24 protein-coding genes and 1 pseudogene are annotated in these 22,000 nt (G+C 65.6%); 11 read left to right on the top strand and 14 right to left on the bottom strand.

Annotated features, from left to right (window positions below; genetic code table 11):
* The first annotated feature begins 13 nt into the window (after positions 1–13).
* Positions 14–841 carry a dienelactone hydrolase family protein gene (locus C6A82_RS20670; protein WP_105342407.1) on the top strand — a complete coding sequence of 276 codons (828 nt, stop codon included), beginning with the start codon at positions 14–16 and terminating at the stop codon, positions 839–841.
* Here C6A82_RS20670 and C6A82_RS20665 read toward each other — a convergent pair.
* From C6A82_RS20665 to C6A82_RS20655, 3 genes are read right to left on the bottom strand one after another with little or no spacing between them, the layout of a single operon-like run.
* The gene (locus C6A82_RS20665; protein WP_105342414.1) at positions 822–2,075 is read right to left on the bottom strand and encodes an AI-2E family transporter; all 1,254 of its coding nucleotides are present in this window, start codon (positions 2,073–2,075) and stop codon (positions 822–824) included. The genes C6A82_RS20670 and C6A82_RS20665 overlap by 20 nt on opposite strands.
* 51 nt (positions 2,076–2,126) lie before the next feature.
* Complete coding sequence (locus C6A82_RS20660) at positions 2,127–2,960, bottom strand: SDR family oxidoreductase (RefSeq protein ID WP_105342405.1); 834 nt, start codon at positions 2,958–2,960, stop codon at positions 2,127–2,129.
* Between the two features lie 25 nt (positions 2,961–2,985).
* Entirely contained in the window at positions 2,986–3,759 is a 774-nt protein-coding gene (locus C6A82_RS20655; protein WP_105342403.1) for an SDR family NAD(P)-dependent oxidoreductase, read from the bottom strand.
* A 77-nt stretch (positions 3,760–3,836) separates the two neighbouring features.
* Between C6A82_RS20655 and C6A82_RS20650 the strand changes: the two genes are divergently transcribed.
* The gene (locus C6A82_RS20650; protein ID WP_199193618.1) at positions 3,837–4,286 is read left to right on the top strand and encodes an SRPBCC family protein; all 450 of its coding nucleotides are present in this window, start codon (positions 3,837–3,839) and stop codon (positions 4,284–4,286) included.
* Positions 4,287–4,326: 40 nt separating this feature from the next.
* Here the strand turns inward: C6A82_RS20650 and C6A82_RS20645 are convergent, their stop codons facing one another.
* From C6A82_RS20645 to C6A82_RS20635, 3 genes are all read right to left on the bottom strand, one after another.
* Positions 4,327–5,211, bottom strand: a complete 885-nt coding sequence (locus tag C6A82_RS20645) for a formylglycine-generating enzyme family protein (protein ID WP_105342411.1) — start codon at positions 5,209–5,211, stop codon at positions 4,327–4,329.
* 69 nt (positions 5,212–5,280) lie between these two features.
* On the bottom strand, positions 5,281–6,210 hold the full coding sequence (locus C6A82_RS20640) for an HAD family phosphatase (protein ID WP_105342409.1): 930 nt from the start codon (positions 6,208–6,210) through the stop codon (positions 5,281–5,283).
* Positions 6,211–6,212: 2 nt separating this feature from the next.
* The gene (locus C6A82_RS20635) at positions 6,213–7,757 is read right to left on the bottom strand and encodes an arylsulfatase (protein WP_311101440.1); all 1,545 of its coding nucleotides are present in this window, start codon (positions 7,755–7,757) and stop codon (positions 6,213–6,215) included.
* 161 nt (positions 7,758–7,918) lie between these two features.
* Between C6A82_RS20635 and C6A82_RS20630 the strand changes: the two genes are divergently transcribed.
* Positions 7,919–8,296: a dsRBD fold-containing protein gene (locus tag C6A82_RS20630; RefSeq protein ID WP_311101439.1), complete on the top strand. Its 378-nt coding sequence runs from the start codon at positions 7,919–7,921 to the stop codon at positions 8,294–8,296.
* Here C6A82_RS20630 and C6A82_RS20625 read toward each other — a convergent pair.
* Genes C6A82_RS20625 through C6A82_RS20610 form a run of 4 tightly spaced genes read right to left on the bottom strand, consistent with a single transcriptional unit; the run spans position 8,293 to position 11,498 of the window.
* Positions 8,293–9,417, bottom strand: coding sequence for an NAD-dependent epimerase/dehydratase family protein (locus C6A82_RS20625; RefSeq protein WP_105341934.1), 1,125 nt, complete (start codon positions 9,415–9,417; stop codon positions 8,293–8,295). The two genes, C6A82_RS20630 and C6A82_RS20625, sit on opposite strands and share 4 nt — an antisense overlap.
* 51 nt (positions 9,418–9,468) lie before the next feature.
* Positions 9,469–9,690 (bottom strand): exodeoxyribonuclease VII small subunit, encoded by a 222-nt coding sequence (locus C6A82_RS20620; protein ID WP_105341936.1) that lies wholly within the window; start codon positions 9,688–9,690, stop codon positions 9,469–9,471.
* Positions 9,687–10,922 (bottom strand): exodeoxyribonuclease VII large subunit, encoded by a 1,236-nt coding sequence (gene xseA, locus C6A82_RS20615; RefSeq protein ID WP_105341938.1) that lies wholly within the window; start codon positions 10,920–10,922, stop codon positions 9,687–9,689. The genes C6A82_RS20620 and xseA overlap by 4 nt, the downstream gene beginning before the upstream one ends.
* Before the next feature lie 21 nt (positions 10,923–10,943).
* Positions 10,944–11,498 (bottom strand): lipid droplet-associated protein, encoded by a 555-nt coding sequence (locus tag C6A82_RS20610; RefSeq protein ID WP_105341939.1) that lies wholly within the window; start codon positions 11,496–11,498, stop codon positions 10,944–10,946.
* A gap of 54 nt (positions 11,499–11,552) precedes the next feature.
* Here C6A82_RS20610 and C6A82_RS20605 point away from each other — a divergent pair, with 54 nt between their 5' ends.
* Entirely contained in the window at positions 11,553–12,554 is a 1,002-nt protein-coding gene (locus C6A82_RS20605) for a 4-hydroxy-3-methylbut-2-enyl diphosphate reductase (RefSeq protein ID WP_105341941.1), read from the top strand.
* Positions 12,555–12,560: 6 nt separating this feature from the next.
* Here the strand turns inward: C6A82_RS20605 and C6A82_RS20600 are convergent, their stop codons facing one another.
* A complete protein-coding gene (locus tag C6A82_RS20600) occupies positions 12,561–13,610 on the bottom strand; it encodes a DUF6542 domain-containing protein (RefSeq protein WP_311101438.1) in 1,050 nt (349 codons plus the stop codon).
* 131 nt (positions 13,611–13,741) lie between these two features.
* On the opposite strand from C6A82_RS20600, the gene ychF reads away from it, so the two are divergent.
* A complete protein-coding gene (gene ychF / locus C6A82_RS20595; RefSeq protein ID WP_105341712.1) occupies positions 13,742–14,821 on the top strand; it encodes a redox-regulated ATPase YchF in 1,080 nt (359 codons plus the stop codon).
* A 210-nt stretch (positions 14,822–15,031) separates the two neighbouring features.
* A complete protein-coding gene (locus C6A82_RS20590) occupies positions 15,032–15,409 on the top strand; it encodes a hypothetical protein (RefSeq protein WP_142405833.1) in 378 nt (125 codons plus the stop codon).
* 118 nt (positions 15,410–15,527) lie between these two features.
* Here C6A82_RS20590 and C6A82_RS20585 read toward each other — a convergent pair whose 3' ends face one another.
* Both C6A82_RS20585 and C6A82_RS20580 read right to left on the bottom strand, forming a co-directional pair.
* The gene (locus C6A82_RS20585; protein ID WP_199193577.1) at positions 15,528–15,857 is read right to left on the bottom strand and encodes a carboxymuconolactone decarboxylase family protein; all 330 of its coding nucleotides are present in this window, start codon (positions 15,855–15,857) and stop codon (positions 15,528–15,530) included.
* A gap of 159 nt (positions 15,858–16,016) precedes the next feature.
* Positions 16,017–17,552 (bottom strand): MFS transporter, encoded by a 1,536-nt coding sequence (locus C6A82_RS20580; protein ID WP_199193576.1) that lies wholly within the window; start codon positions 17,550–17,552, stop codon positions 16,017–16,019.
* A gap of 281 nt (positions 17,553–17,833) precedes the next feature.
* On the opposite strand from C6A82_RS20580, the gene C6A82_RS20575 reads away from it, so the two are divergent.
* The 4 genes and pseudogenes from C6A82_RS20575 to C6A82_RS20560 all read left to right on the top strand — a co-directional run bounded on the left by C6A82_RS20575 (position 17,834) and on the right by C6A82_RS20560 (position 19,914).
* Positions 17,834–18,229, top strand: a complete 396-nt coding sequence (locus C6A82_RS20575; protein WP_311101435.1) for a hypothetical protein — start codon at positions 17,834–17,836, stop codon at positions 18,227–18,229.
* A gap of 200 nt (positions 18,230–18,429) precedes the next feature.
* Complete coding sequence (locus C6A82_RS20570) at positions 18,430–18,864, top strand: VOC family protein (RefSeq protein WP_105341412.1); 435 nt, start codon at positions 18,430–18,432, stop codon at positions 18,862–18,864.
* A 61-nt stretch (positions 18,865–18,925) separates the two neighbouring features.
* Positions 18,926–19,087 (top strand): annotated as a pseudogene (locus tag C6A82_RS20565) (ester cyclase); the annotation flags it as partial.
* An 80-nt stretch (positions 19,088–19,167) separates the two neighbouring features.
* Positions 19,168–19,914, top strand: coding sequence for a class I SAM-dependent methyltransferase (locus C6A82_RS20560; RefSeq protein ID WP_105341409.1), 747 nt, complete (start codon positions 19,168–19,170; stop codon positions 19,912–19,914).
* Positions 19,915–20,239: 325 nt separating this feature from the next.
* Here the strand turns inward: C6A82_RS20560 and C6A82_RS20555 are convergent, their stop codons facing one another.
* A complete protein-coding gene (locus C6A82_RS20555) occupies positions 20,240–20,593 on the bottom strand; it encodes an HNH endonuclease (protein WP_105341405.1) in 354 nt (117 codons plus the stop codon).
* A gap of 311 nt (positions 20,594–20,904) precedes the next feature.
* On the opposite strand from C6A82_RS20555, the gene C6A82_RS20550 reads away from it, so the two are divergent.
* Positions 20,905–21,978 (top strand): DUF2993 domain-containing protein, encoded by a 1,074-nt coding sequence (locus C6A82_RS20550; protein ID WP_311101914.1) that lies wholly within the window; start codon positions 20,905–20,907, stop codon positions 21,976–21,978.
* Positions 21,979–22,000 lie beyond the last annotated feature (22 nt).

Raw genomic sequence — 22,000 nt, 5'->3', positions numbered from 1 at the left:
CGATGGAGACGCGATGACCGCACCGGACCCCAATATCGCCGGCCTGATGGCTCCAGAAGCCGACCTCACCGGATGGACCGCCGAGCCGTTCACCGCCGCCGGGTACACGCACGACGTCTACCGCAAGGGCGAGGGGCCCGGTGTCGTGCTGATACCGGAAATGCCCGGCATCCATCCCGGCGTGCTGGCGCTGGGCAATCACCTGGTGGACAACGGGTTCACCGTCGCCTGCCCGTCGCTGTACGGAACGCCCGGGGCGCCCGGCGTGCGTCCCGGTGCCGTGCCGGTGATGCTCCGAGGTTGCGTGGCAAGAGAATTCGCGGCGTTTGCGACGAACGCCGACCGACCGGTCGCACACTATCTGCGTGCCCTGGCGCGCGACCTCAACGAGAAGACGCCGGGTAGGGGTGTCGGGGTGATCGGTGAATGTTGGAGCGGTGGGTTCGCGCTCGCGGCCGCGGTGGACGACAGCGTCATCGCCCCGGTGCTGAGCCAGCCATCGTTGCCGATCGGGTTGACGGCCAAGCACCGCCGAGATCCCGGGCTGTCGGAAGCAGAGCTCAAGGTCGTCGAAAAGCGGGCAGCCGACGAGGGGCTTTGCGCGCTGGCTCTGCGGTTCAGTGAGGACCGGCTGTCACCGGGTGCACGGTTCAAGGCGCTCAAGGACCGGCTCGGCGACGCGTTCGTGGTCATCGAGATCGACTCGAAGAAGGGCAACGAGCACGGCTTCGGCAAGATGGCGCACTCGGTGCTGACGCTAGAGGTCCGTGAGCAGGACGGCCATCCTGCCTACGAGGCGCGCAAACGCGTGGTCGAATTCCTCACGGAGCGGCTGGCTTAGCGGTCGGTTCGGCTGCGTCAGGCGCCACGCCGTCAGCCTCGTCGGTCTCGGACTCGGGCTTCGGGCCGGTCTCGGACGCTTCGGAATCCGACTTCCTGGCTCGGCGCGTCAACCAGCCCATCCAACGCTTGCGCTTTTTCGACTTCTCGGTTTCGTCGTCATCGTGTTGCTCGAGCGGAACACCTTTGTACACAGCGAGATAGACGCTGATCGTCGTGACGATGACGATCATCAGCACCGGTCCGATCACGATGCCGAACGCGCCGAACATGGTGATGCCTGCGAACACCGACAGCAGCATCAGCGCGGAGTCGAGGCGAGCCTCGCGCGGCACCAGAATCGGCCGCAGGATGTTGTCGATGTTCGTCACCACGATGATGTGAAACAGGATCACGAAGATGCCGCCGAACACATTGCCGAACAACATCATTCCGATCCCGAAGGGAATCGAGATGATACCGCTGCCCAACGGGATCACCGACAGCGCGCTCAACAGGATTGCGAAGATGAAGAACCCGTCGTGGAAGCCCGCGATGTAGATCGAGATGGCGCCTGCGACACCCTGGCAGACGGCGATGATGAACTGGCCCCTGACCGTGCCGTTGACCATCGCACCCATCTTGACGAGGTAGAGGTCGGTGACCTCTTCGCCCAGCGGGTTCAGCTGCCGGATCAACCGCTGCACGGGCTCTTTGTTGGTCAGCAGCGAAATGAACACGTAGATGAAGAGGATTGCCGCGGTGATGCCCCCGATGAGCCCGCCTGCGGCGCCCTGAAGGGTGTGCAGCAGCCACTGCCCGCCGTTCTGCGCGACGGTCGTCATTCCCTTCCTGAGCATGTCCGGGGTCACCGTGACGTCTGCGAACGGCACGCGCGCCAACAATTCGTTGACGAACTTCAGCGTCTTGTCGCCGAGTGTGGACATGTCGGTCTTCTCGACCCAGTCGGCAACGCTCTTCACCATCTCGGTGATCTGGACGACGGCGATCAGCACGATCAACCCGATCGGAACGATCACGCTGGCGAAGGCCGCCAGCAGGGTCAGCGTCGCCGAAAGGCCGGTGCCCATTCGCTTGTTGAGCCGGTTGTAGAGCGGACCGAAGAGGAAGGCGACGACGGCGGCGACCACGATGAGGATGAAGTACTGGCGCAGGAAGTACGCGCCGAACAGGACGGCGATGACTGTTGCGACCGCCAGCGCACGCTTCTGAGTGAGCGTGAACTCGGTCCTCATGGCGGCCACTGGCCTACCGTAGCCAGTCGCGCCGCGGTAGACCCGATTTGCTCAGGGAAAGTCCGTGCGTGCGGCGGCCTGATGGGATCGCTGGCTCTTGATGAAGCCGATCGACGCGCGTTGCATCAGGCCGGGCGCCAGCCGCGCGAACAGCCACTGGCCGTGCGCGCTGCGCGGCTTGACCAGCAGCGCCTTGTTGCGCTCGATGGCCTTGAGCGTGTCCTGCGCCAACCGGTCTGCCGGGTAGGCCGCCTTCGAGCGCGCTCCCTGCAGGAAGTAGTTGCGACCGTCGAACCCGCCGACCGCGCCCTTGTCGAGAAGCGGCGTCTCGATCGCCGACGGGCACACCGCGAGCACGCCGACGCCGCGCGCGGCGGCTTCGGAGCGCAGCGCCAGCGACAGACCGACGATCGCGTGTTTTGTCATCACGTAACTGGTGATCTGCCCGGCCGCAGTGAGCCCGGCCATCGACGCGGTGTTGATGATGTGGCCGTGGCCCTGCTTGATCATCTGCGGGTAGGCCGCCGTGACGCCGTGGACCACACCGCGGATGTTGACGTCGATGATGGCGTTCCACTGGTCGAGAGTCAGTAGTTCGGTGTCGCCGCCCCAGACGATCCCCGCGTTGTTGAACATCAGGTCCAGCCGGCCGGTGCGGTCGACCACGTCGTCCACCGCGGCCTGCACTGCAGCGGGGTCGGTGACGTCGAGGCGAGCGGCGCTGGCGCGCACCCCGAGCGACGACGAGGTGCGTTCGGCGGCGTCGCCGTCGATGTCGGTGCAGACGACGTCGGCGCCCGCGGCATCGAGCGCCTGACACAACGCCGCGCCGATGCCCGAACCGGCACCGGTGACGATGGCCTGCCTGCCGCTGAAATTCGTCATTGTCGGTTCCTCGCCCGAGGGCTCGTCACTGCGTTTCCGCGAGTTTCATGACGTGGCCGAGCACATCGGGATAGCGCTTCAGGTGCGCGCCGCCGTTCAGGTCGAGCACCTCGCCGGTCAGCCACGCCGACTTCGGCGAGCACAGGAACACCACCGCGTCGGCGATCTCCTCCGGCTTGCCCGCGCGGCCCAGTGCAGTGTTCTCGACGTAGTCCTCGACGAGACCGGGCACCAGATACGAGCCCTCGGTGAGCGGGGTGTCGACGAAGCCGGGCGAGACGGCGTTGACGCGGATACCACGCGGTCCCATCTCCAGCGCGGCGACCTGGGTGAGCATCGACACGCCGGCCTTCGCCGAGCAGTAGGCGCTCATACCGACGGCGGCCTGCCTGCCGTTCAGCGAGCTGACCATCACCAGTGAGCCGCCCTCGCGCAGCTTCTGGCCCGCGTACTTGGCGACGATGAACGATCCGGTGAGGCAGACGTCGATGACGGAGCGGAACTCCTCGACCGCCAAATCGGTGATCAGCCCGAGGCTGCCGAACCCCGCGCAGTTCACGACGACGTCGAGCGGTCCGATCTGGTCGAAGACGCGCTGTACCGAGCCCTCGTCGGCGACGTCGACCTCCGCGGCGGTGTGCGGGTCGCCGAGTTCGTCGGCCTTGGCGCGTGCGCCGTCACCGTTGCGGTCGGCGAGCGTCACGCGGTAGCCCTCGGCGGCAAGGGCGCGGGCGGTCGCCCAGCCGATCCCGGACGCGGCGCCGATGACGACGGCGATCCGATCGCCACTGTTGCTCATCCGGTTGGCCTTTCGACGGCGGTGGAACGCGTTCTAACTTAGCGCTTTGAGACACTCGGGCTGTGGCTGAATTGAAGATGTCGGAGTCGATTCATGTGGAGGTGTCGCCCGACGATCTGTACGCGCTGGTTTCCGATGTGACCAGGATGGGCGAGTGGAGTCCGATCTGTCGGGGCTGCTGGTGGGACGAAGGCCACGGCCCGCGGGTAGGGGCGTGGTTCACCGGTCGCAACGAGACGCCGGAGCGGACATGGGAGACCCGCAGCCAGGTCGTCGCCGCCGACCCGGGACGAATCTTCGCCTGGCAGGTCAACAACGGGTGGGTGCACTGGGAGTACTCGTTCGAACCCGACGGCGACAGCACCAGGCTCACCGAGCGCTGGGAGTTCCTGCCCGCGGGCATCGCGGGATTTCACGAGCGCTACGGCGACCAGGCCCAGGCCGAGATCGAGAAGCGCCACGATGCGGCGCGCAGTGGCATTCCCGCCACGCTCAGCGCGATCAAGAAGGCCGCCGAGGCCGCGTAGGCGTCGCGCGCGCACAGGCGTCCGTGGCTGTGGTCCACGCTCACAGCTTCTCAGGTCGCACCCGCGTAATGCACCGAAACCCGATATGGCTCATGCCGGTGTCGATCATCTGCGGCCTGCGGGCGGCGGGCCGGTAGCGCAGGCAGTAGTTGTCGGCGCACAGGAACGAACCACCCTTGATGACCTTTCGCGGCACCTCGAACTGAGGTTGACGCGGGTCGTAGCTGCCGGCCTCGCAGCATGCGTCGCCCACCCGGGTGTCGGCATACCAGTCCGAAGTCCACTCCCAGACGTTGCCCGCCATGTCGAACAAGCCGTAGGCGTTGGGCGCAAAACTGCCGACCGGCGCCGTGCGGCCGTACCCGGGTTCCGGGCGCCACGGGAAGTCGCCGTGCCAATAGTTCGCCAGCCCCTGACCGGGCTGTTCGGGGTCATCGCCCCAGGTGTAGGTCGTGGCGTCCAAACCCCCGCGGGCCGCGACCTCCCATTCCGTCTCCGTCGGCAGCGCCAGACCCGCCCACGTCGCATAGGTCTTGGCGTCCTCATAGGCGACGTGAACGACTGGATGGTCGGTACGTTTGTCGATGGACGAGTGCGGTCCGACGGGATGGCGCCACGACGCGCCGGGGGTCCAAACCCACCACTGGCTGAGGTGTTTGAGATCGACGGGGCCGTGCGTGCGGCGAAACACCATGGAGCCCGGCTGCAGGTTCTCCTCGGGCGCGTCGGGGTAGTCCACCGCGTCCAGCGGTCGCTCCGCGACGGTGACATAGCCTGTGGCGTCGACGAATTCGGCGAACTCGGCATTGGTCACCTGATGGGGCATGATCCAGAACTCTTCGACGGTGACGGAGTTCGCGGGCGCCTCTTCGGCGTAGTGCCGATCAGACCCGACGACAGCGGTCTGCGCCGGAATGCGCACCAGACGCCGAGACTGCGCAGAGATCGCGGTTTTGTGCGTCAACGCGATCTCTGCGCAGTCTCGAGGAGGGAATCAGTCACCGAAGACGGTCGCCCAGTCGTTCTTCATACTGATCACTGTCCAGCCGAACTGCTTGGCGTGGTCGAGTGCGCGCTCTGCGCCCGCGGTGTAGTCGAATTCGCGGTCCGCGTCGTCGTGTAAGACCAGCAGTCGCAGCGAAGCCGCTCCTGGGCGTCCCGAATACTGCAGCATCTCGTCGTCACCGTTGGAGTTGCCCGCCGAGAGGATCGGACGTCGCCCGACCCGGCTCCAGATGCGCACCGGCTTCTCCGGTCCATCGTCGAAGATGTCGAGCGCCGGCTGAATCAACAGATCCCCGTGGCCTTCTGCTCCGTCGAACTTCAACCCCTGGGCGCTGCCGACCACCCGCTCGGGCGGTATCCCGTAGATGGTGCTGGTGATCGGCCGCATGAAGTCGCGGCCGCCTCCGGAGACTATGTAGCACGTGAAGCCGTTCGCCTCGAGGTACCGCAACAACTCCACCATCGGTGCATACGTGCAGGCCTGGTATGGGCGCCCGAGCGTCGGATGCTTGGCCTCCGAGTAGAAGGTGCTGATCAATGCGGCGTGGTCTTCGACGGTCATCGACTCATGCAGCGACAAGACCGCACCCGTGAGCACTTGCAGGTCACTGTCGTCACCCTGGTAGTGCTTGGTGATCGCGTCGCCGAACCAGTTCAGGTCACCGTTCGAGGCGGCCTGGTAGGGCTGCTGGTCAGCCAGCGCCGAGTCGGCCGCAGCCTTCTCGGACAGCCTGCGCACGATGAAGTCCAGCTGTATGTACATCGGCTTCTCGCACCACAGCGTGCCGTCGTTGTCGAACACCGCGACACGGGCGTCGAGCGCGACGAAGTCCGGACCGCCCTCGACTGTGACGCGGCCGACGAAGTCGACGATCGCGGACTTGGTGGCACCGTCGGTCCAGGAGGCCAGCTCCGCCACCGTCACCCGCCCCTAGTGGCGAGGAACTTGTTCAACTCCTCGACTGCGTGGTTGATCGTGAACGAGGCCGGCTCCTGGCGGGGCGGGAACTCTTTAAATGTCTCGAGGAACTGCGTGGCGATCGCCGAGCCATAGAGGACAAGGTAGATTCGGTCGATCACCCAGTCCCAGTAGGTGTTCGACGTGATGTCGGCCCGTTCGAACGGGTCGGTGCGGAGGTTGAACAGTTTCGGCGCCCGTAGCGCAGTGAACGGCTCGAACCAGATCTGCAGCGTGCCCCGGCAGCGCTGCTCCTGAAACACGACCTTCCAGTTCTCGGCGCGGATGCCGAGTACGTCGCAGTCGTCGGAGAAGTAGATCATTCCGCGCCGTGGGCTCTTGTCGACCTCGCCGGTCAGGTACGGCAACAGGTTGAAGCCGTCGATATGGACCTTGTAGGTCATGTCGCCGGCTTCATGCCCCTTCTTCAACTTATCGATGATTTCCGGCTCACCGGCGGCGGCAAGGAACGTCGGTAGCCAATCATGATGCTGCACAATCTCGTTGGATACCGAGCGAGGCTTGATCTTTCCCGGCCACCGGATCATCTCGGGTATCCGGAACGCGCCCTCCCAGTTGGTGGCCTTCTCGCTGCGGAACGGCGTGGTCGCACCGTCGGGCCAGCTGTTGGCGTGCGGGCCGTTGTCGGTCGAGTAGATGACGATGGTGTCCTCGGCGATGCCGAGTTCGTCGAGCAGATCCAGCAGCTGGCCCACGTTGCGATCGTGGTCGATCATCGTGTCGTGGTAGGGGGACTGCCATCGTCCTGATTGGCCCAGGCTCTCCGGCTTGGTGTGTGTCCGGAAGTGCATGTGCGTCATGTTCATCCACACGAAGAACGGCGTGTCCGCTTCGCGCTGACGTCGAATGAAGTCGATGCAGGCGCCGGTGGTTTCGTCGTCGATGGTCTCCATCCGCTTCTTGGTCAGCGGTCCGGTGTCCTCGACGCGTTGCTTACCGACGGGACCGTAGCGGTCGTCGACCTCGCCGCTGTCCTCGTCGGTGGCCCAGGAATGGATCACGCCACGCGGCAACAACGCCCGGCGGAGGATCGGTGCTTCCTCCTCGGTGGGATAGTCGGCGTTCTCCGGCTCCTCCTCGGCATTCAGGTGATACAGGTTGCCGAAGAACTCGTCGAACCCGTGCGCGGTGGGCAAATACTTGTTGAGGTCTCCGAGATGGTTCTTACCGAATTGTCCCGTCGCGTACCCGAGCGGTTTGAGTAGCTCGGCGATCGTCGGGTCCTCCTTCTGCAGACCGATGTCGACGCCGGGCATACCGACCTTGCTCATGCCGGTGCGGTACACACTTTGGCCGGTGATGAACGACGAGCGGCCTGCCGTACAGCTCTGCTCGCCGTAGGAATCGGTGAAAAGCATTCCCTCATCGGCGATCCGGTCGATGTTGGGCGTGAAGTAGCCCATCATGCCCCGGCTGTAGCAGCTGAGGTTCGAGATGCCGATGTCGTCGCCCCAGATGACGAGGATGTTCGGTGTGGAATCAGGCATTCGATCAATCCTTTGCTAGCAAGTCGTCGAGCTTTCTGATGATCGGGTCGATGCTGAAGCTGGCCGTGAGCGCAGGAGGGGGAACTCCTCGAGCGTGATCCTTCGCATGCACGCGTTTACTCGACCGTGCGGTTCGACACTATGGGGATGCGTTACTGGACGTGGCCGCATCGGGGGGCTGTCAGGAAAAATTCAGAATTCGCGAATCCGGCGCGTTCACCGGGCCGAAGGGCGCACCCTATGGGGGAGAGGCGGCGAGCATGTACGACAGAGTTCTGGACAACGACTGGCATATCGACATCAAGTTCGACGAGGACGAGACGCATACGCATGCGACCGTCCGGGCCCGGCTTGGTGACGACGGAGAGATGACCGCCATCGGGGATGCCTTCCGCAACCCGACCGACATCAGCCAGCCGATGATCGGCGAAGAGATTGCCGCTGCCCGCGCGCTGATCGCGCTGGGCACCGACCTACTTCACCGCGCGGGCGCCCGCATCGAGGCGGTCACGCGCCATCCGGTTCACCTGATCAACTAGCCGGCTGGACTGGGCGCGACGGCCTTCACCGGCCCCCCGCCGCGCGACTGGGTCTTCATCTGCTCGAACAGCTCCAGGTAATACGGCAGGCAGTCACGCATCGCCGCGTCCGTGGTGAACAGCGGCCGGTAGCCGAGATCGCGTTGGGCCTTGGCGATAGAGAAGTAGTTGTCGAGGTAGAGGCGTTCGACGGCGAGCGGCTCGAACGGCGGCTTCGGCAGTCCGATACGGAAGTGCAGCCACTGCCAGATGGTCATGATGAAGCGCACGAATGCACCCGAGATGCGGAACCTGGGCCAGCGTTGTCCGCACGCCTCGACGACCGGGCGGGAGAACTCGAACATGTTGATCGGCTCGCCGTCGTTGATGAAATACGCCTGTCCAGGCGCGGTACCTCCGGGCACCAGGTGCTGAGCGGCCAGGATGAACCCGTGAATCAGGTTGTGCACGTAGGAGTTGTCGAGTTTGGCATTCTTGCTGCCGACCAGGACCTTGACGTGTCCGGCGAGCACGCTCTCGAACAGCCTGCGAAACATCGTCTGGTCGCCGCGGCCCCAGATGCCGCTGGGGCGGATGGAGCAGGTCAACATGCCGCGGATACCGTTCTGTGACAGCACGAATCGCTCGGCGGCGACCTTCGTCTCGGTGTAGAGGTCGTTGAATCGCTCGGTGTAGGGCAGCGTTTCGTCGCCGCCTGAGATTCTTTGCCCGCCCATCACCACGCTGTTGGACGCGGTGTAGACGAACCGCTTGACGCCGGCTTCCTGCGCGGCCATCACCAGATTCTCCGTGCCGCCGACGTTGACGGCGAAGCTGCGCTGCCGGTATTCGTCGGTCACCGAGGATCCGCCCATCAGGTCGATGATCGCTGCGGTGTGGAAGACGGTGTCGACCCCGTCGACGGCGGCCGCAACGGTGTCCTTGTCGCAGATGTCACCCTGGATGACCTGCAGCCGCGGCTTCTCGGGCAGCGGAGACGGCGCGCGGTCGAACGAGCTCACCTCGTGGCCCCGCTCGAGCAGCGCGGCCACCAGGTTGGCTCCGACGAAACCGGAGCCTCCGGTGACGAGCACACGGCCAAGGTCAGTCTGCAGCGTTGCATCACCCATGCCGCAGAGCATAAATGAAACGTGTTGCAGTTTCGAGCCCGCAGGCGAAGTTTATTTGAATATTCAAGCTTCGGCGGTGTCGCCGTCGCCGCGCGCGGCCAGCGCATCCTCGATGCGCTTGCGGGCTCCCGCCAAGTGCTGATCACAGTGTTTTGCCAGCTCTTCGCCTCTTTCCCAGAGCGTGAGCGAGGCATCCAGGTCGAGCCCGCCCTGCTCCAGCTGGCGTACGACCTCGATCAATTCGTCGCGGGCCTCTTCGTAGCCCAATTCACTAATAGGCTTCATTGACTTCCCTCGCTGACCGCCATTACCGCTCCGTCGGATACCCGTACCCGCAGCCGCGTGCCCGCAGGCGCATCGGCCGCCGTCTGGAGCACCGTCGCCTCTCCCGAGGCCGTCACCGCCTGCACCACCGCGTAGCCGCGGGCCAGCGTCGCGGCGGGTCCCAGCGTCGTCAGTCGCGCCGACAGATGGCCAACCCGTTCCGTTTCGGTGGCCACCAAGCGCGTGACGTCACGTCGGGCGGCGGTCCGGCAGCGGTCGACTTCCTCAGCCCGCGAGGTGAGGGCGGCGACCGGCTGTGCCAGCACCGGTCGGCTGCGCAGCTGACTGATGCCGTGCTCCTCGCGGCGAACCCAGTTGCGCAGCGCCCGCGCACTGCGCTGGCGCAGATCGGCCAGCCGCGCCGTTTCGGCGGCCGTGTCGGGGACGATGCGCTTGGCGGCATCGGTCGGGGTGGCGGCCCGCAGATCGGCGACCAGATCGCACAGCGGGTTGTCTGGCTCGTGGCCGATCGCGCTGACGACCGGCGTCGTGCATGCCGAGATTGCGCGGCACAGCGTCTCGTCGGAGAACGGCAGCAGGTCTTCGACGCTGCCGCCGCCGCGCGCGATGACAATGACGTCGACGGCGGGGTCGGCGTCGAGTTCGCGCAGCGCCGCGACGACCTGCGGCACGGTATTCGTGCCCTGCACGGCGGTGTTGCGAATCGCGAAACTCGCTGCAGGCCAGCGATCTTCGGCGACCGAAACCACATCATGTTCGGCAGCGCTTGCCCGCCCGGTGATCAGCCCAATGGTGTCGGGCAGGAACGGAATCGGCCGCTTCAGCCGGGGGTCGAAGAGGCCCTCGGCGGCCAGCAATTTGCGTAGCCGGTCGATCCGGGCGAGCAGCTCGCCGACGCCGACCGCGCGAATCTGGTTGACGCGCAAGGAGAATGTGCCGCGGCCGACGAAGAAGTTCGGCCGGCCGAGCATGATCACGCGGGTACCCTCAGTCAGCTTGACCGGCGCGTTCATCACCAGGTCACGCGGGCACGTCACCGACAGCGACATGTCGGCGGCGGGGTCCCGCAGGGTGATGAACGCGGTACTCGTGTTGGGCCGCATCGACAGCTGGGCTACTTCACCCTCGATCCAGACCGTGCCGAGCTTCTCGATCCAATCCTTGACCATGATCGCGACGGTGCGGACGGGAAACGGGTTCTCCGCGGATTGGCCTCGCTCGTCGTCAGTCATTGTCCGAGCCCGCTCGGGTGCTCACTTGGCGGACGCGCGGGTGATCCTGTTGGCCAGCAGGGTCTGGAACGGCGCACGGGACTTCGTCGACTCCTCGTAGGCCAGCAGGTCCTCGAGATCGGCGACCCGCAATGTGGACAGTCGCGCCCGCAACTGGGCCAATGTCAACGTCTCGTAGTCCAGTTTCTTGACGATGTCGGGCTGGTCGTCTGTGGCAGACCCTGCCTCATCGTCCGTCAGCGTCTCGGGCTCGCCGCCGGTGAAGAGGGCGAACCTGCCCTCGGTCAGCCGTTCACCGTCCGGAGCCGACGGCGCGGGCGCCTCGTCGGTCAGATCCTCGTCGAACGTCGCCCACTCGGGCTGCTCGTCCTTGGGCGGGAACAGCCCTTCCAGTGTCTCGTCGCCCCGGTTCACCAGGTCGGCCACGTCCTGCTGCATCTTCATCACGAGATGCGCGATCTGGCTTGCGACGGTCATCGGGTACATCAGGATGGTCTGCGGAAGCTTGCGTGTTTCCTCTATAGCGGTGACCGCAGCTCCTACCAGCAGACGGACCCCGTACGGTGCGGTAGCCATGGGCCACAGCCTACGGCTGGCCCTCAGGCGGCGCGGGTCAGTACCCTGGGAACCATGCCCTCGACTATCAACATGGGGATTCCGGGTGCCTCCAGCTCGGCGTCCAGCGGTGTGGCGGGCAAGCGCGTACTGCTTGCCGAGCCCCGCGGCTACTGCGCGGGCGTTGACCGCGCCGTCGAGACGGTCGAGCGGGCGCTGGAAAAGCACGGCGCGCCGGTGTACGTCCGTCACGAGATCGTCCACAACGTCCACGTGGTGGAGACACTGGCCAAGTCCGGTGCGATCTTCGTCGACGAGACCGACGAGGTCCCCGAAGGCTCGATCGTGGTGTTCTCGGCGCACGGCGTTGCACCGACGGTGCACGTCAACGCCAAGGAACGCGACCTGAAGGTCATCGACGCGACCTGCCCGCTGGTCACGAAGGTGCACAACGAGGCGAAGCGGTTCGCCCGCGACGACTACGACATCCTGCTGATCGGCCACGAAGGCCACGAAGAGGTCGTCGGGACCGCCGGGGAGGCGCCCGACCACGTGCAGGTCGTCGACAACCCCGACGCGGTCGACGGCGTGACTGTCCGCGACCCGAACAAGGTGATCTGGCTGTCGCAGACCACGCTGTCGGTCGACGAGACGATGGAGACGGTGCGCCGGTTGCGGGAGAAGTTCCCCACACTGCAGGACCCGCCAAGCGACGACATCTGCTACGCCACCCAGAACCGCCAAGTCGCGGTCAAGGCGATGGCGCCGGAGTGCCAGCTGGTGATCGTCGTCGGCTCGCGCAATTCTTCGAACTCGGTGCGGCTGGTCGAGGTGGCGCTGGGCGCCGGATCCGACGCCGCCTACCTCGTCGACTACGCCGACGACATAGAGCCGGCCTGGCTCGACGGCGTCAGCACCGTCGGCGTCACCTCCGGCGCTTCGGTTCCCGAGATCCTGGTCCGCGGCGTGCTGGAGCGCCTTGCCGAGCTCGGCTTCGGCACGGTGCAGCCGGTGACGACCGCCAACGAGACGTTGGTCTTCGCGCTGCCCCGCGAGATCCGCCCGGCTCGCGGCTAGGCCGTTCTAGACGTCGTACTCCCAGGCCTCGGCCCGATGCTTGGCTGCGCGCGGCCGGTCCCGGTACTGCTGACGCTGATCGCCTTCGTCGGCGCCGCGGTAGCGCACCCGCGAGATCGGGTGATGAGAACCGTTGCCGCCGTTGCCGTTGGACCCGTTCGTGCCGTGCGGCTCGAAGGGCTCGAAGCCGTCGAACTTGCTGTGCCGATCGGGCCGTTGATAGGGGGACCGGCGCTCGCTGGGCGGCGGCTGCTTGCGGGGTTCGCGCGTGGATGACGACCGGGTCGACGACGATCGAGTCGACGACGAACGCTGCCTGCGGCGCGGTTCGGGCGGGGGGAGCGTCGAGTCGGTGCTGCGGGCGGGGCGTGGCCGACGCGGACGCTCGGTCACGGGCTCGATGATCTCGGTCTCCGGCGGGCGGGTGTGCCGTGAGCGCGACGGTGACGTGCGCTTGGTCGGGCGTCCGTTGCGCGTCCTCGAGGTTCCCGACGCCGGCCTGTCCGCCCGCGCGCTGCGGTCTATCGAATGCTGCCTGCTGCGTCGCGGCGCCGGCGCCTCGTCGATCGCGTCCTCGTCGTCGCGCGCCAGCAGCCCGGAGATCTTGGCGGTCAGCGCCGAGAACCGGCCCTCGGACGGCTCTGCTGCCTCGCGGGGCGCCGTGCGGCGATGCGACATCCCCAGGTTCCACCGGACCAGCCCGACCAGCAGCACGATCGCCGAGGTGAAGAACATCAACGGGAAGCGCTCGATCAGCGGATAACCGCAGTTGATCAAGAGGTCCTTCAGGCCGTCCATCGCGGCGCCGTGGAAGAGGAAGTACGCACCGGGAACCGCGACGAACAGGATCAGCGGAGGCTGGATGACCGCGGTGAAGACGCCCGACTGACGCACGGCCAGCGCGGCGGCGATGCACCCGATCGCGTAGGCGGCAGCAAAGGCGAAGGTCAGTTCTCTGGCGCCGGAGCCGGCGTCCAAGGCGAAGCCGATCGTGGTCAATGTGACCGCAATGAGCACCGCACCCCATGACGGAACACCAGCGATGGTGGGGATCACGGATCGATGCTCGGCCGCTACCGCAGACCTGGCACGCTGTCCCGACACACGTCGACCGTACCGGCTCTCGCTGGATGTGGCTGCCAGCGCACGCGGGCGCGCCTGCGGTTGTCTCCTAGACTTGGCTCCCTGTGAGCTTGAATCTGGGAATCGTGGGCCTGCCGAATGTCGGGAAGTCAACGCTCTTCAACGCGCTGACGCGCAACAACGTGTTGGCCGCCAATTACCCCTTCGCGACGATCGAGCCGAACGAGGGGGTAGTGGCGCTGCCGGATCCGCGACTGGACGAGCTCGCGAAAATGTTTGAATCGGAAAAGATTGTGCATGCGCCGGTCACGTTCGTCGACATCGCCGGGATTGTCAAAGGCGCGTCCGAAGGCGCAGGTCTGGGCAACAAGTTCCTTGCCAACATCCGCGAGAGCGATGCGATCTGCCAAGTAGTGCGGGTCTTCACCGATGACGACGTGGCTCACGTCGACGGCCGCATCGACCCCAGGTCCGACATCGAGGTGATCGAAACGGAGCTCATCCTCGCCGACCTGCAAACTCTGGAGCGGGCAATACCGCGGCTGGAGAAGGAAGCGCGCACGCACAAGGACCGCAGGCCCGCGCACGAGGCGGCGGTGGCCGCGCAGGAAATCCTCAACGACGACAAGACGCTCTTCGCGGCCGGGCAATCCGTCGACCTAACATTGCTGCGCGAGCTGAACCTGTTGACGACCAAACCGTTCCTCTATGTCTTCAACGCCGACGAGGAGGTGCTCACCGACGAGGCGCGGGTGGCCGCGCTGCGGGATATGGTCGCCCCGGCCGACGCGGTGTTCCTCGACGCGAAGATCGAAGCCGAATTACAGGAGCTCGACGACGAGTCGGCCGCCGAGCTTCTCGAGTCGATCGGCCAGACCGAGCGCGGGCTCGACGCGCTGGCGCGGGCCGGCTTCCACACGCTGCGGCTGCAGACGTTCCTCACCGCTGGCCCGAAAGAGTCGCGGGCGTGGACGATTCATCAAGGCGACACCGCGCCGAAGGCGGCCGGGGTCATTCACACCGACTTCGAGAAGGGCTTCATCAAGGCTGAGGTCGTCTCCTACGACGACCTGATGTCGGCCGGTTCGATGGCGGCGGCGAAGTCCGCGGGCAAGGTGCGGATGGAAGGCAAGGACTACGTGATGGCCGACGGCGACGTCGTCGAGTTCCGATTCAACGTGTAGGACAAAGCAGTCCTTCTGGCTGGACACCTGTCCAGCTATCGTGTCCACGGTGATCACCAGCCGAAGGAACGGACACCGGTCGACATGAGCAAGGTTCCAAGCCGTCAGGCTCGCTTAGCGCACGCGGCCAAGCACGCGGAGTTGTGGAACGCAGGGAAGAAGGACGAATGGGTGGCGTCGTGGCGCACTATCTGCCCCGGGGAGGTCCGAATGTTCGACCCTGTCGGCACGGAGGAGAAGCGCGGCTTCGAAGCTGCGACGTCGGATGCCTACGACATGATTCAGTCGATTCTCAAGATCAAGATGATGACGGTTCAGGTCAACGGCAACGAGATGGCCTGGGTGTGCGAGAACCACTTCGGCGCTGAGCCGAAGGTGCAGATGGCCTACAGCATTGAAACGTTCGCATGGGACGACGATGGAAATCTGCTCATCAAGACCTACTATCCGATGCCGGAATCCGTCGGTGCCGAGGCGGATCCCTACGCCCATCTATTGGAAGTGCAGAAGTTAGTCCGAACGAAGGGCGACATTGTCGAGTTCCGTTCTGGAACAACGTCTGGCGGCAAGTCGGCTAACAAGTACTGACGGTCATGTCGCGGGGTGAATTCGGAATCGAGTGAGTGACCTTCGACCGAGACGTCCCGGTCGAATCGCTGTCCTGATGTTCCGAGCCTCACTTCCCCCTTTTACGAGCAGAGGCGGACTACTGGTCTTCGGCGATGCTCTTCATGGCCTTCCAACCGTGGGTGACGCCGCCACCGGCGCGCAGGGCGGCGGCAACCATGACTGCTTCGGCGACATCGGCCTTGGAAGCGCCGGCTTTGACGGCGCGCTTGGCGTGGTCCTCGATGCAGAACGGGCACTGCGTGGTCACTGCGACGCCGACTGCGATCAGCTCCCTGGTGGCCAGATCGAGGTTGCCGGTGTTCTTGTTGAACACGGCCTTGTCGAATCCGAAGAACGCCGAGACCATCTCGGGTGCGGCGTCCTTGATGTCGGCCATGAACTTTGCTTCGTCGTTGCGCAGGTGCATTGCTGATCCTTTGGTCGTCCGTTGTTGCTGCTCAGGCGGCGCAGGATGAGGCAGCGCTTTCTGGTCGTGCCCCGGTCTACGGAAGGCGGTGGGCAGGCCGGGGCGGGCCGCGGTCCTCGTTCCAGCATGGGTGGTCGATGTGCGTCTCCCCGTTGCTGATCAGGACTGGACGTCCCTGCTTTCGTTGAGTCCCGGCGCGTTTGCGGCCAGCTCTTCGGCGTTCACGCGCCCGCTGAGGGTGAGCAGCGCCAGGACCGCCGCCGCGAGCAGGATCCCGGTGCCTACCACCAGCGCGGTGCTGTAGCCGTCCACGAGCGCCTGCGGTGCCGGGCTCGCGCTTCCTGCCGTTACAGCGGCCGCAACCCCGGCGAGCACTGCCAGACCGAGCGCGACGCCGATCTGCTGGGCGGAGTTGAGCAGCGCCGAGGCGATGCCTGCCTTGTCCGGGTCGACCCGGTAGACCGCGGCCTGGGTGAGCGCGATGACGCCGAGCCCGAAGCCGAGGGCGATGACGAGCATCGCAGGGGCGAGGCCGGTCCAGTAGCCCGTGTCGACGGTGATCCTGGAGAACCAGAACGCGCCGGCCGCGCCGAGGATCGCGCCGAGGGCGGCGATCCAGCGGGGCGCGACTGTCAGCAGCAGCTTCGGCGCGATGCCAGCACCCAGGATGATGCCCGCGGCGAAGGGCAGCCAGGACAGGCCGGTGGCCAGCGGGCTGTACTCCCTAACCTGCTGGAGGTAGAGAGTGATGACGTAGAAGGTGCCCATCGGCCCGATCGCGAGCCCCAGCATGGTCAGATACGCGCCCGCCCGGTTGCGGTCGGCGAACAGGCTCAGCGGCACCAAGGCGCTCCGGCTTGTGCGCTGGGTGAGGACGAACACGACGAGCAGTGCGGCGGCCGCGGCGATCAGGGTGTAGGCGATGGGGTCGGCGAAGCCCTGCTCGCCGAATCGGGTGATCGCGTAGACGAGCGCGACCATGCCGCCGGTGCCGAGAACAGCACCGAAGGTCCCCAGTCGGCCGGTGTGGCGCTCGGCGGCGACCAGTGTGCGGCTGCCCGCCAGCACGAGCAGGCCGATGGGGACGTTGATGAAGAAGACCCATCGCCAGTCGAGCAGGTCGGTGAGCACGCCGCCAAGCACCAGTCCGATGACGATGCCAATGCCGGACATCGCGCCGTAGAGCGACAGGGCGGCGTCGCGCATCTTCCGGCTGTCGAACGTCGTCGCGATGAGCGCCAGCGCGTTCGGTGCGGCCATTGCCGCCCCGACTCCTTGCATGGCGCGGGCGACGATTAGCATCGCGGTGCTCTGCCCGAGCCCGCCGACGAGCGAGGCGAGGATGAAGACGGCGATGCCGACCTGCAGTGTGCGCTTGCGACCCCACAGGTCACCGGTCCGTCCGCCGAGCAGCAGCAGCGCGCCGAAAGCGAGGATGTAGGCATTGACAACCCACGGCAGGTGCACCGGCTCCACATTCAGATCAGCCTGGATGCTCGGCAGGGCGATGTTGACGATCGAGTCGTCGAGCACGAGCATCAACTGCGCGGTCGCGATCGCCAGCAGGGCCACGAGCCCGGCTCGGGCCTTCGTCGACGCATTCATCTTCTTCTCCTTCTCCGCGTACGGCATGGAGCCGGGCGCTGGGCCCCACGTGGTCGTGCCCGCCAGGCATGACGCCGCAGCGGCAGGCACGGGTGACAACGGTATACCCCAGGGGGGTATTCCAAATAGTCAGTCGAGGCGGACCGCCTTGGTGTCGAGTTCCGGGTCAACGTCTAGGGCAGCCGAAGAAGTAGCGACTTGCCGACGGTGGACTTCCAAGTTGCCAAGGAATTGACCAACGGCTACTGCACGTATCTTGCGTCGGGAGACGAGCGCCGGTTTAGAGCGACGTCTTCCACGTCAGCAAGCAGCTCGCTAGGCCGCGAACTGTGGATGCACAGTCGACCCCACCAGGTTGCATACTTAACGCCATGCAGCCTCGGAGCCTGAGCCAGTGGTTCGAGGAGTACCTTGACTCGTTCGCGGCGTGCGGCCGGAGCGAAAGAGAAACGGAATCGCTCGTCGAATTCTACGGGGTTCCGCTAATGCTTAGTACTGACGCGGGATACTCCGGGCTGATCACCCAAGATCAGGTTGTCACAGCGATACAGCAACAGATCGATGGCTTGCGTGCGGCGGCATATGACCGCAGCGAGATTCTCGATTCCGACGTACGAGTCCTGAATCCCACGTTCGCTGTCTATGAGGGGACTTTCTCGCGTCGGCGGACTGATGGCAGTGAGATCGGCCGGCCGACAATCACCTACATCATCACCGACGGGCCACTCGGCCGCCGCATCTCGGCGATTGCCATCCACAGTTCCTGATTCGTTCGTCTGACTACGTGATGGCCGACGGCGACGTCGCCGAATTCCGCTTCATCGTCTAGGGCCGCTCGGGCGCGGGCCGTGCAGCGGCGCATCGGATCCGTTGATTCTGCGGTGAGGGCGCGAATTCTCGCGACATCATGCCCTCACCACAGACTCGATGTCGGCGTCCAGCCAACCTGCGCCGCTATGGTGGAGAAGTGGTGGCGGCGCGGCAGTTCCAGGTGACGTTCGATTGCGCAGTACCCGAACGCGTGGCTCGCTTCTGGTGCGACGTGCTGGGCTACGTCGTCCCCCCTCCGCCCGAAGGGTTCGCGGACTGGAACGACTTCGACCAAGCGCTGCCCGCCGAAAAACAGGGCTCCGCGTACGCCTGCGTCGACCCTGCAGGTCTCGGGCCGCGGCTGTACTTCCAGCGAGTCCCTGAAGGAAAAACCGTCAAGAACCGGGTGCATCTCGACGTCAGGGTCGGCACCGGGCTGACGGGCGCCGATCGTCTCACCGCACTCGAAGATGAATGCGCACGCCTTCTCGAACTCGGTGCGACCCGCGTGCGACTGCTGCCTGCTGCCGACGGCGAGGAGTCCTGCATCGTGATGCAGGACGTCGAGGGCAACGAGTTCTGTCTCGACTGATGGACGACGGCGATTTGCTCGGGCTCTACCGCGACTACGCCAAACGGATGCCTGCAGGCTCGCCTTCGAGTGCACGCCGCAGCACACCTTTCTGGGCTTTGAGCCGACAGGTGAACCAATCTCGTTCATGGGACACGTTTTCTATAGATTTGAGGACCGTCGGATCATCGAGGTCTGGTCGCTGATCGATCGGGAAGCTGTTCGCGAACAACTATCCCCATAGGCCCGCCATGCCGGCGACCCGAGTCCCGCATCGACCGCAGAACTGCAGATCGAGCGGGGAACGCGGCGTAGCCTTTTCTGGTGAGCTTCGCCGTCTCGCCGGAGGCCTACTCCCGCTTCATGGGCCGGTACGCCGAGCCTCTTGCGGAGGTCTTCGCGACTTTCGCCGGAATCGGCGCGGGCGACACCGTGCTCGACGTGGGCTGTGGGCCTGGGGCGCTGACGGCGCACTTGCTCTCGATCGGATCCCGCGTCGCGGCGATCGATCCTTCGCCGCCGTTCGTGGAGGCGATCCATGAACGCTTCCCGGCCATCGAGGCACTGCAGGGCACCGTAGAGGAATTGCCCTACGGGGCAAACTCTTTCGATGCTGCGCTGGCGCAATTGGTCGTGCACTTCATGGCGGATCCCGTCGCCGGGCTCAGACAGATGGCGCGTGTGACCCGGAGTGCCGGTGTCGTTGCGGCATGTGTATGGGACGGGCCGACCGGCGCGCTGGCGCCCTTCTGGGATGCGGTACACGCGATCGACCCGGATGCAGAAGACGAAGCGCTGCTTTCCGGTGCGCACAAGGGGCACTTGACCGAACTGTTTCGCGAAGCCGGCCTGTCCGATGTGCACGAGAACGCGATTGCGGTGGATGTCGTTCATCCGACGTTCGAGGAGTGGTGGGAGCCGTACACATACGGTGTCGGACCTGCCGGCGACTACGTCAAGCGCCTCGATGCCAACGGTCGGGCTCGCGTCGAATCAGTGGCTCGCGAACGATTGGGCGCCGGCCCCTTCACCGTGACCGCAACCGCATGGGCTGCGCGCGGGACGGTGTGACCGCGAACCGCCGCCGCAGCGACCGTCTGACCTTGGTTTCCGCTCCAAGCGCCATCAAGCCGATCGCCTGCCTGGTGAGCCGCGACCGACGACGCCCGTACCACCCCGGAGCGGATCTGGCGCTGCGGCGGCCCAGGTAATAGGCCACTGACATCGATACGACGAGCAGACAGATCAATTCGAGCGTCGGCATACCGGTCAGCATGTCCGGTCATGGTCGCGGCGAGGTCACATGCGGGACACACCTGAGTGCCGTCCGTGACGTGTCATCAATCGGTGACGCGTTGTGGACGCATGCCCCTGCCCCGCCTGACACTGCGAGCACTCAGCCGGCTTCGGCCGCCAACGTCCTGTTTATTTCGGCCTGCCGCACTAGAAAACGTCCCTCGTCGAGCTTCTTGCGTCGCATCCAGTTCGTCACTTCGCTGTTGCACTTGCTTGTATTGCACGATCGGCAGCACGGCACCACATTCGCCAGTTCGTAACGGCCGCCGCGGGAGATGGCCAACACGCAATCCTTCTGCAACGGGGTGCCGGCCGCTCCGCAGTATGCACAGCCGCCCCACGCCACTTTCAATGCGTCCCACTGCGAATCGGTGAGATCGTGGATCTTCGCGGCGATGCGCTGCCTGCGACGACGAGCGTACCTGGTTGCGCGAGTGGGCCTTCGGGTCGGCACCGAATGAGGTTAGCGCCGGGCCACAGCTCTCATTGGCTGCTCAGCGGCGTGTCGGCTCTCAGTCCCCATTCCCGATCGATGCGTTTCACATTTATCTCGTCCTTGCGACGTACAGGCTGTGCGGAGCATCCACGTCGGCAGGGTCGTGGAGATGGCGCGGCATCGGCCTCAGGTTGCTCGGCCAGTCTCAGGTCGACCACCGGATCGCCGGTCATCTTCGGTCAGCAGCGCCAGTAATGCAGTACAAGTGGGCGGCGAATTCGATTACCGGGAGCTAATCAGCCCGATGAGGCAGAATCGCGCGGGTGACCATGCCGCCGCCGCAACCGCCAGGGCAGCCCGGTCGGCAGGGCAGGGGAGACCCCCGTCAGGACCCGGCAACGCGTCGGATTCAGCGCCCGCCGCGACCGCCGGAACCCCCGACCGAACAGATCCGGGCCCGCAGGCAGCCGCCCGACGCGGCGCCGACAGAAAAGCTACGGCCGCCACCACCGCCCCGCGGCGCGCCGCCGCCACCGCCCCCGCCGCCCGGTGGGATCCCGCCCGCACCACGCCCAGGCGCGGCGCCACCCCCTGGTGCGGCGCCACCACCGCCGCCGCCTCCACCGATGCCGTCACCGCGCACCGACGCGAAAGTCCCGGTCGCCAAGAAGCGCCGCGGCAGCGGATTCCTCAACAAGCAGTCGATCATCCTGATCGCCGTCATCGTCGTCGCCCTCATCGCCGGCGGTCTGGCCGGTGCCGAGCTCTACGCGCGCCACCGCGCAGACGCCGTGCTCGTAGACGTGGCGGAATGCGTTGTGCAAGATGGCGTAACGATCTCGTACGGCGTCAATCCGCCGTTCCTGTGGCAGCACATCACCGGCCACTACACCAACATCTCCGTCACCACCGCGGGGCGAAATGTGCAGGAAGCCGACGGGATGACGGCCGACGTGACCGTCTCCGACGTGCGGCTGCGCGAAACCGGCGACTCCAAGGGCACCATCGGATCGCTGACCGCGACACTTGACTGGAAGTCCGCGGGCATCAAGGAGACGCTGGCAGCCAACCTGCCTGCCGTCGGAAGCCTGATCACCGGTGTTCGCACAGATCCCGCCGCGGGCACGATCGTGGTGGATGCCGGCGATAACAGCGTCACCGCGAAACCCGTCGTCACCGATGGCGATCTCAACCTCGAGGTCCTCGACGTCACCGGTCCGCTGCCGAAAGACGGTGTGCAGTCGGCTCTCAATGACCTGACCAAGAAACTCAACGACAACTATCCACTCGGAATCCACGCCGACAGCGTCGAGGTGACCGATACCGGAGTCGTCGGCAAGTTCTCCAGTCAGGACGCGTCGATTCCGAAGGAAGACACCGATCCCTGCTTCGCGCGGCTGTAACCGGCGCTAACGGGCGACGAGG

The sequence above is a fragment of the Mycobacterium sp. ITM-2016-00318 genome (genome assembly GCF_002968285.2).
In the GTDB taxonomy this organism is placed as follows: Bacteria; Actinomycetota; Actinomycetes; order Mycobacteriales; family Mycobacteriaceae; genus Mycobacterium.
The sequence above is the reverse complement of the archived record's forward strand: the minus strand, read 5'-3'. Positions and strand labels throughout refer to the sequence as shown.

Coding starts and splice junctions, on each gene's coding strand:
- C6A82_RS20590 (WP_142405833.1), top strand. CDS start 15,032: ATGTTCGACCCTGTCGGCACGGAGGAGAAGCGCGGCTTCGAAGCTGCG.
- C6A82_RS20585 (WP_199193577.1), bottom strand. CDS start 15,857: ATGCACCTGCGCAACGACGAAGCAAAGTTCATGGCCGACATCAAGGAC.
- C6A82_RS20635 (WP_311101440.1), bottom strand. CDS start 7,757: ATGCCTGATTCCACACCGAACATCCTCGTCATCTGGGGCGACGACATC.
- xseA (WP_105341938.1), bottom strand. CDS start 10,922: ATGACTGACGACGAGCGAGGCCAATCCGCGGAGAACCCGTTTCCCGTC.
- C6A82_RS20650 (WP_199193618.1), top strand. CDS start 3,837: ATGTCGGAGTCGATTCATGTGGAGGTGTCGCCCGACGATCTGTACGCG.
- C6A82_RS20670 (WP_105342407.1), top strand. CDS start 14: ATGACCGCACCGGACCCCAATATCGCCGGCCTGATGGCTCCAGAAGCC.
- C6A82_RS20665 (WP_105342414.1), bottom strand. CDS start 2,075: ATGAGGACCGAGTTCACGCTCACTCAGAAGCGTGCGCTGGCGGTCGCA.
- C6A82_RS20610 (WP_105341939.1), bottom strand. CDS start 11,498: ATGGCTACCGCACCGTACGGGGTCCGTCTGCTGGTAGGAGCTGCGGTC.
- C6A82_RS20550 (WP_311101914.1), top strand. CDS start 20,905: ATGCCGCCGCCGCAACCGCCAGGGCAGCCCGGTCGGCAGGGCAGGGGA.
- C6A82_RS20655 (WP_105342403.1), bottom strand. CDS start 3,759: ATGAGCAACAGTGGCGATCGGATCGCCGTCGTCATCGGCGCCGCGTCC.
- C6A82_RS20660 (WP_105342405.1), bottom strand. CDS start 2,960: ATGACGAATTTCAGCGGCAGGCAGGCCATCGTCACCGGTGCCGGTTCG.
- C6A82_RS20575 (WP_311101435.1), top strand. CDS start 17,834: ATGCAGCCTCGGAGCCTGAGCCAGTGGTTCGAGGAGTACCTTGACTCG.
- C6A82_RS20620 (WP_105341936.1), bottom strand. CDS start 9,690: ATGAAGCCTATTAGTGAATTGGGCTACGAAGAGGCCCGCGACGAATTG.
- C6A82_RS20625 (WP_105341934.1), bottom strand. CDS start 9,417: ATGCTCTGCGGCATGGGTGATGCAACGCTGCAGACTGACCTTGGCCGT.
- C6A82_RS20605 (WP_105341941.1), top strand. CDS start 11,553: ATGCCCTCGACTATCAACATGGGGATTCCGGGTGCCTCCAGCTCGGCG.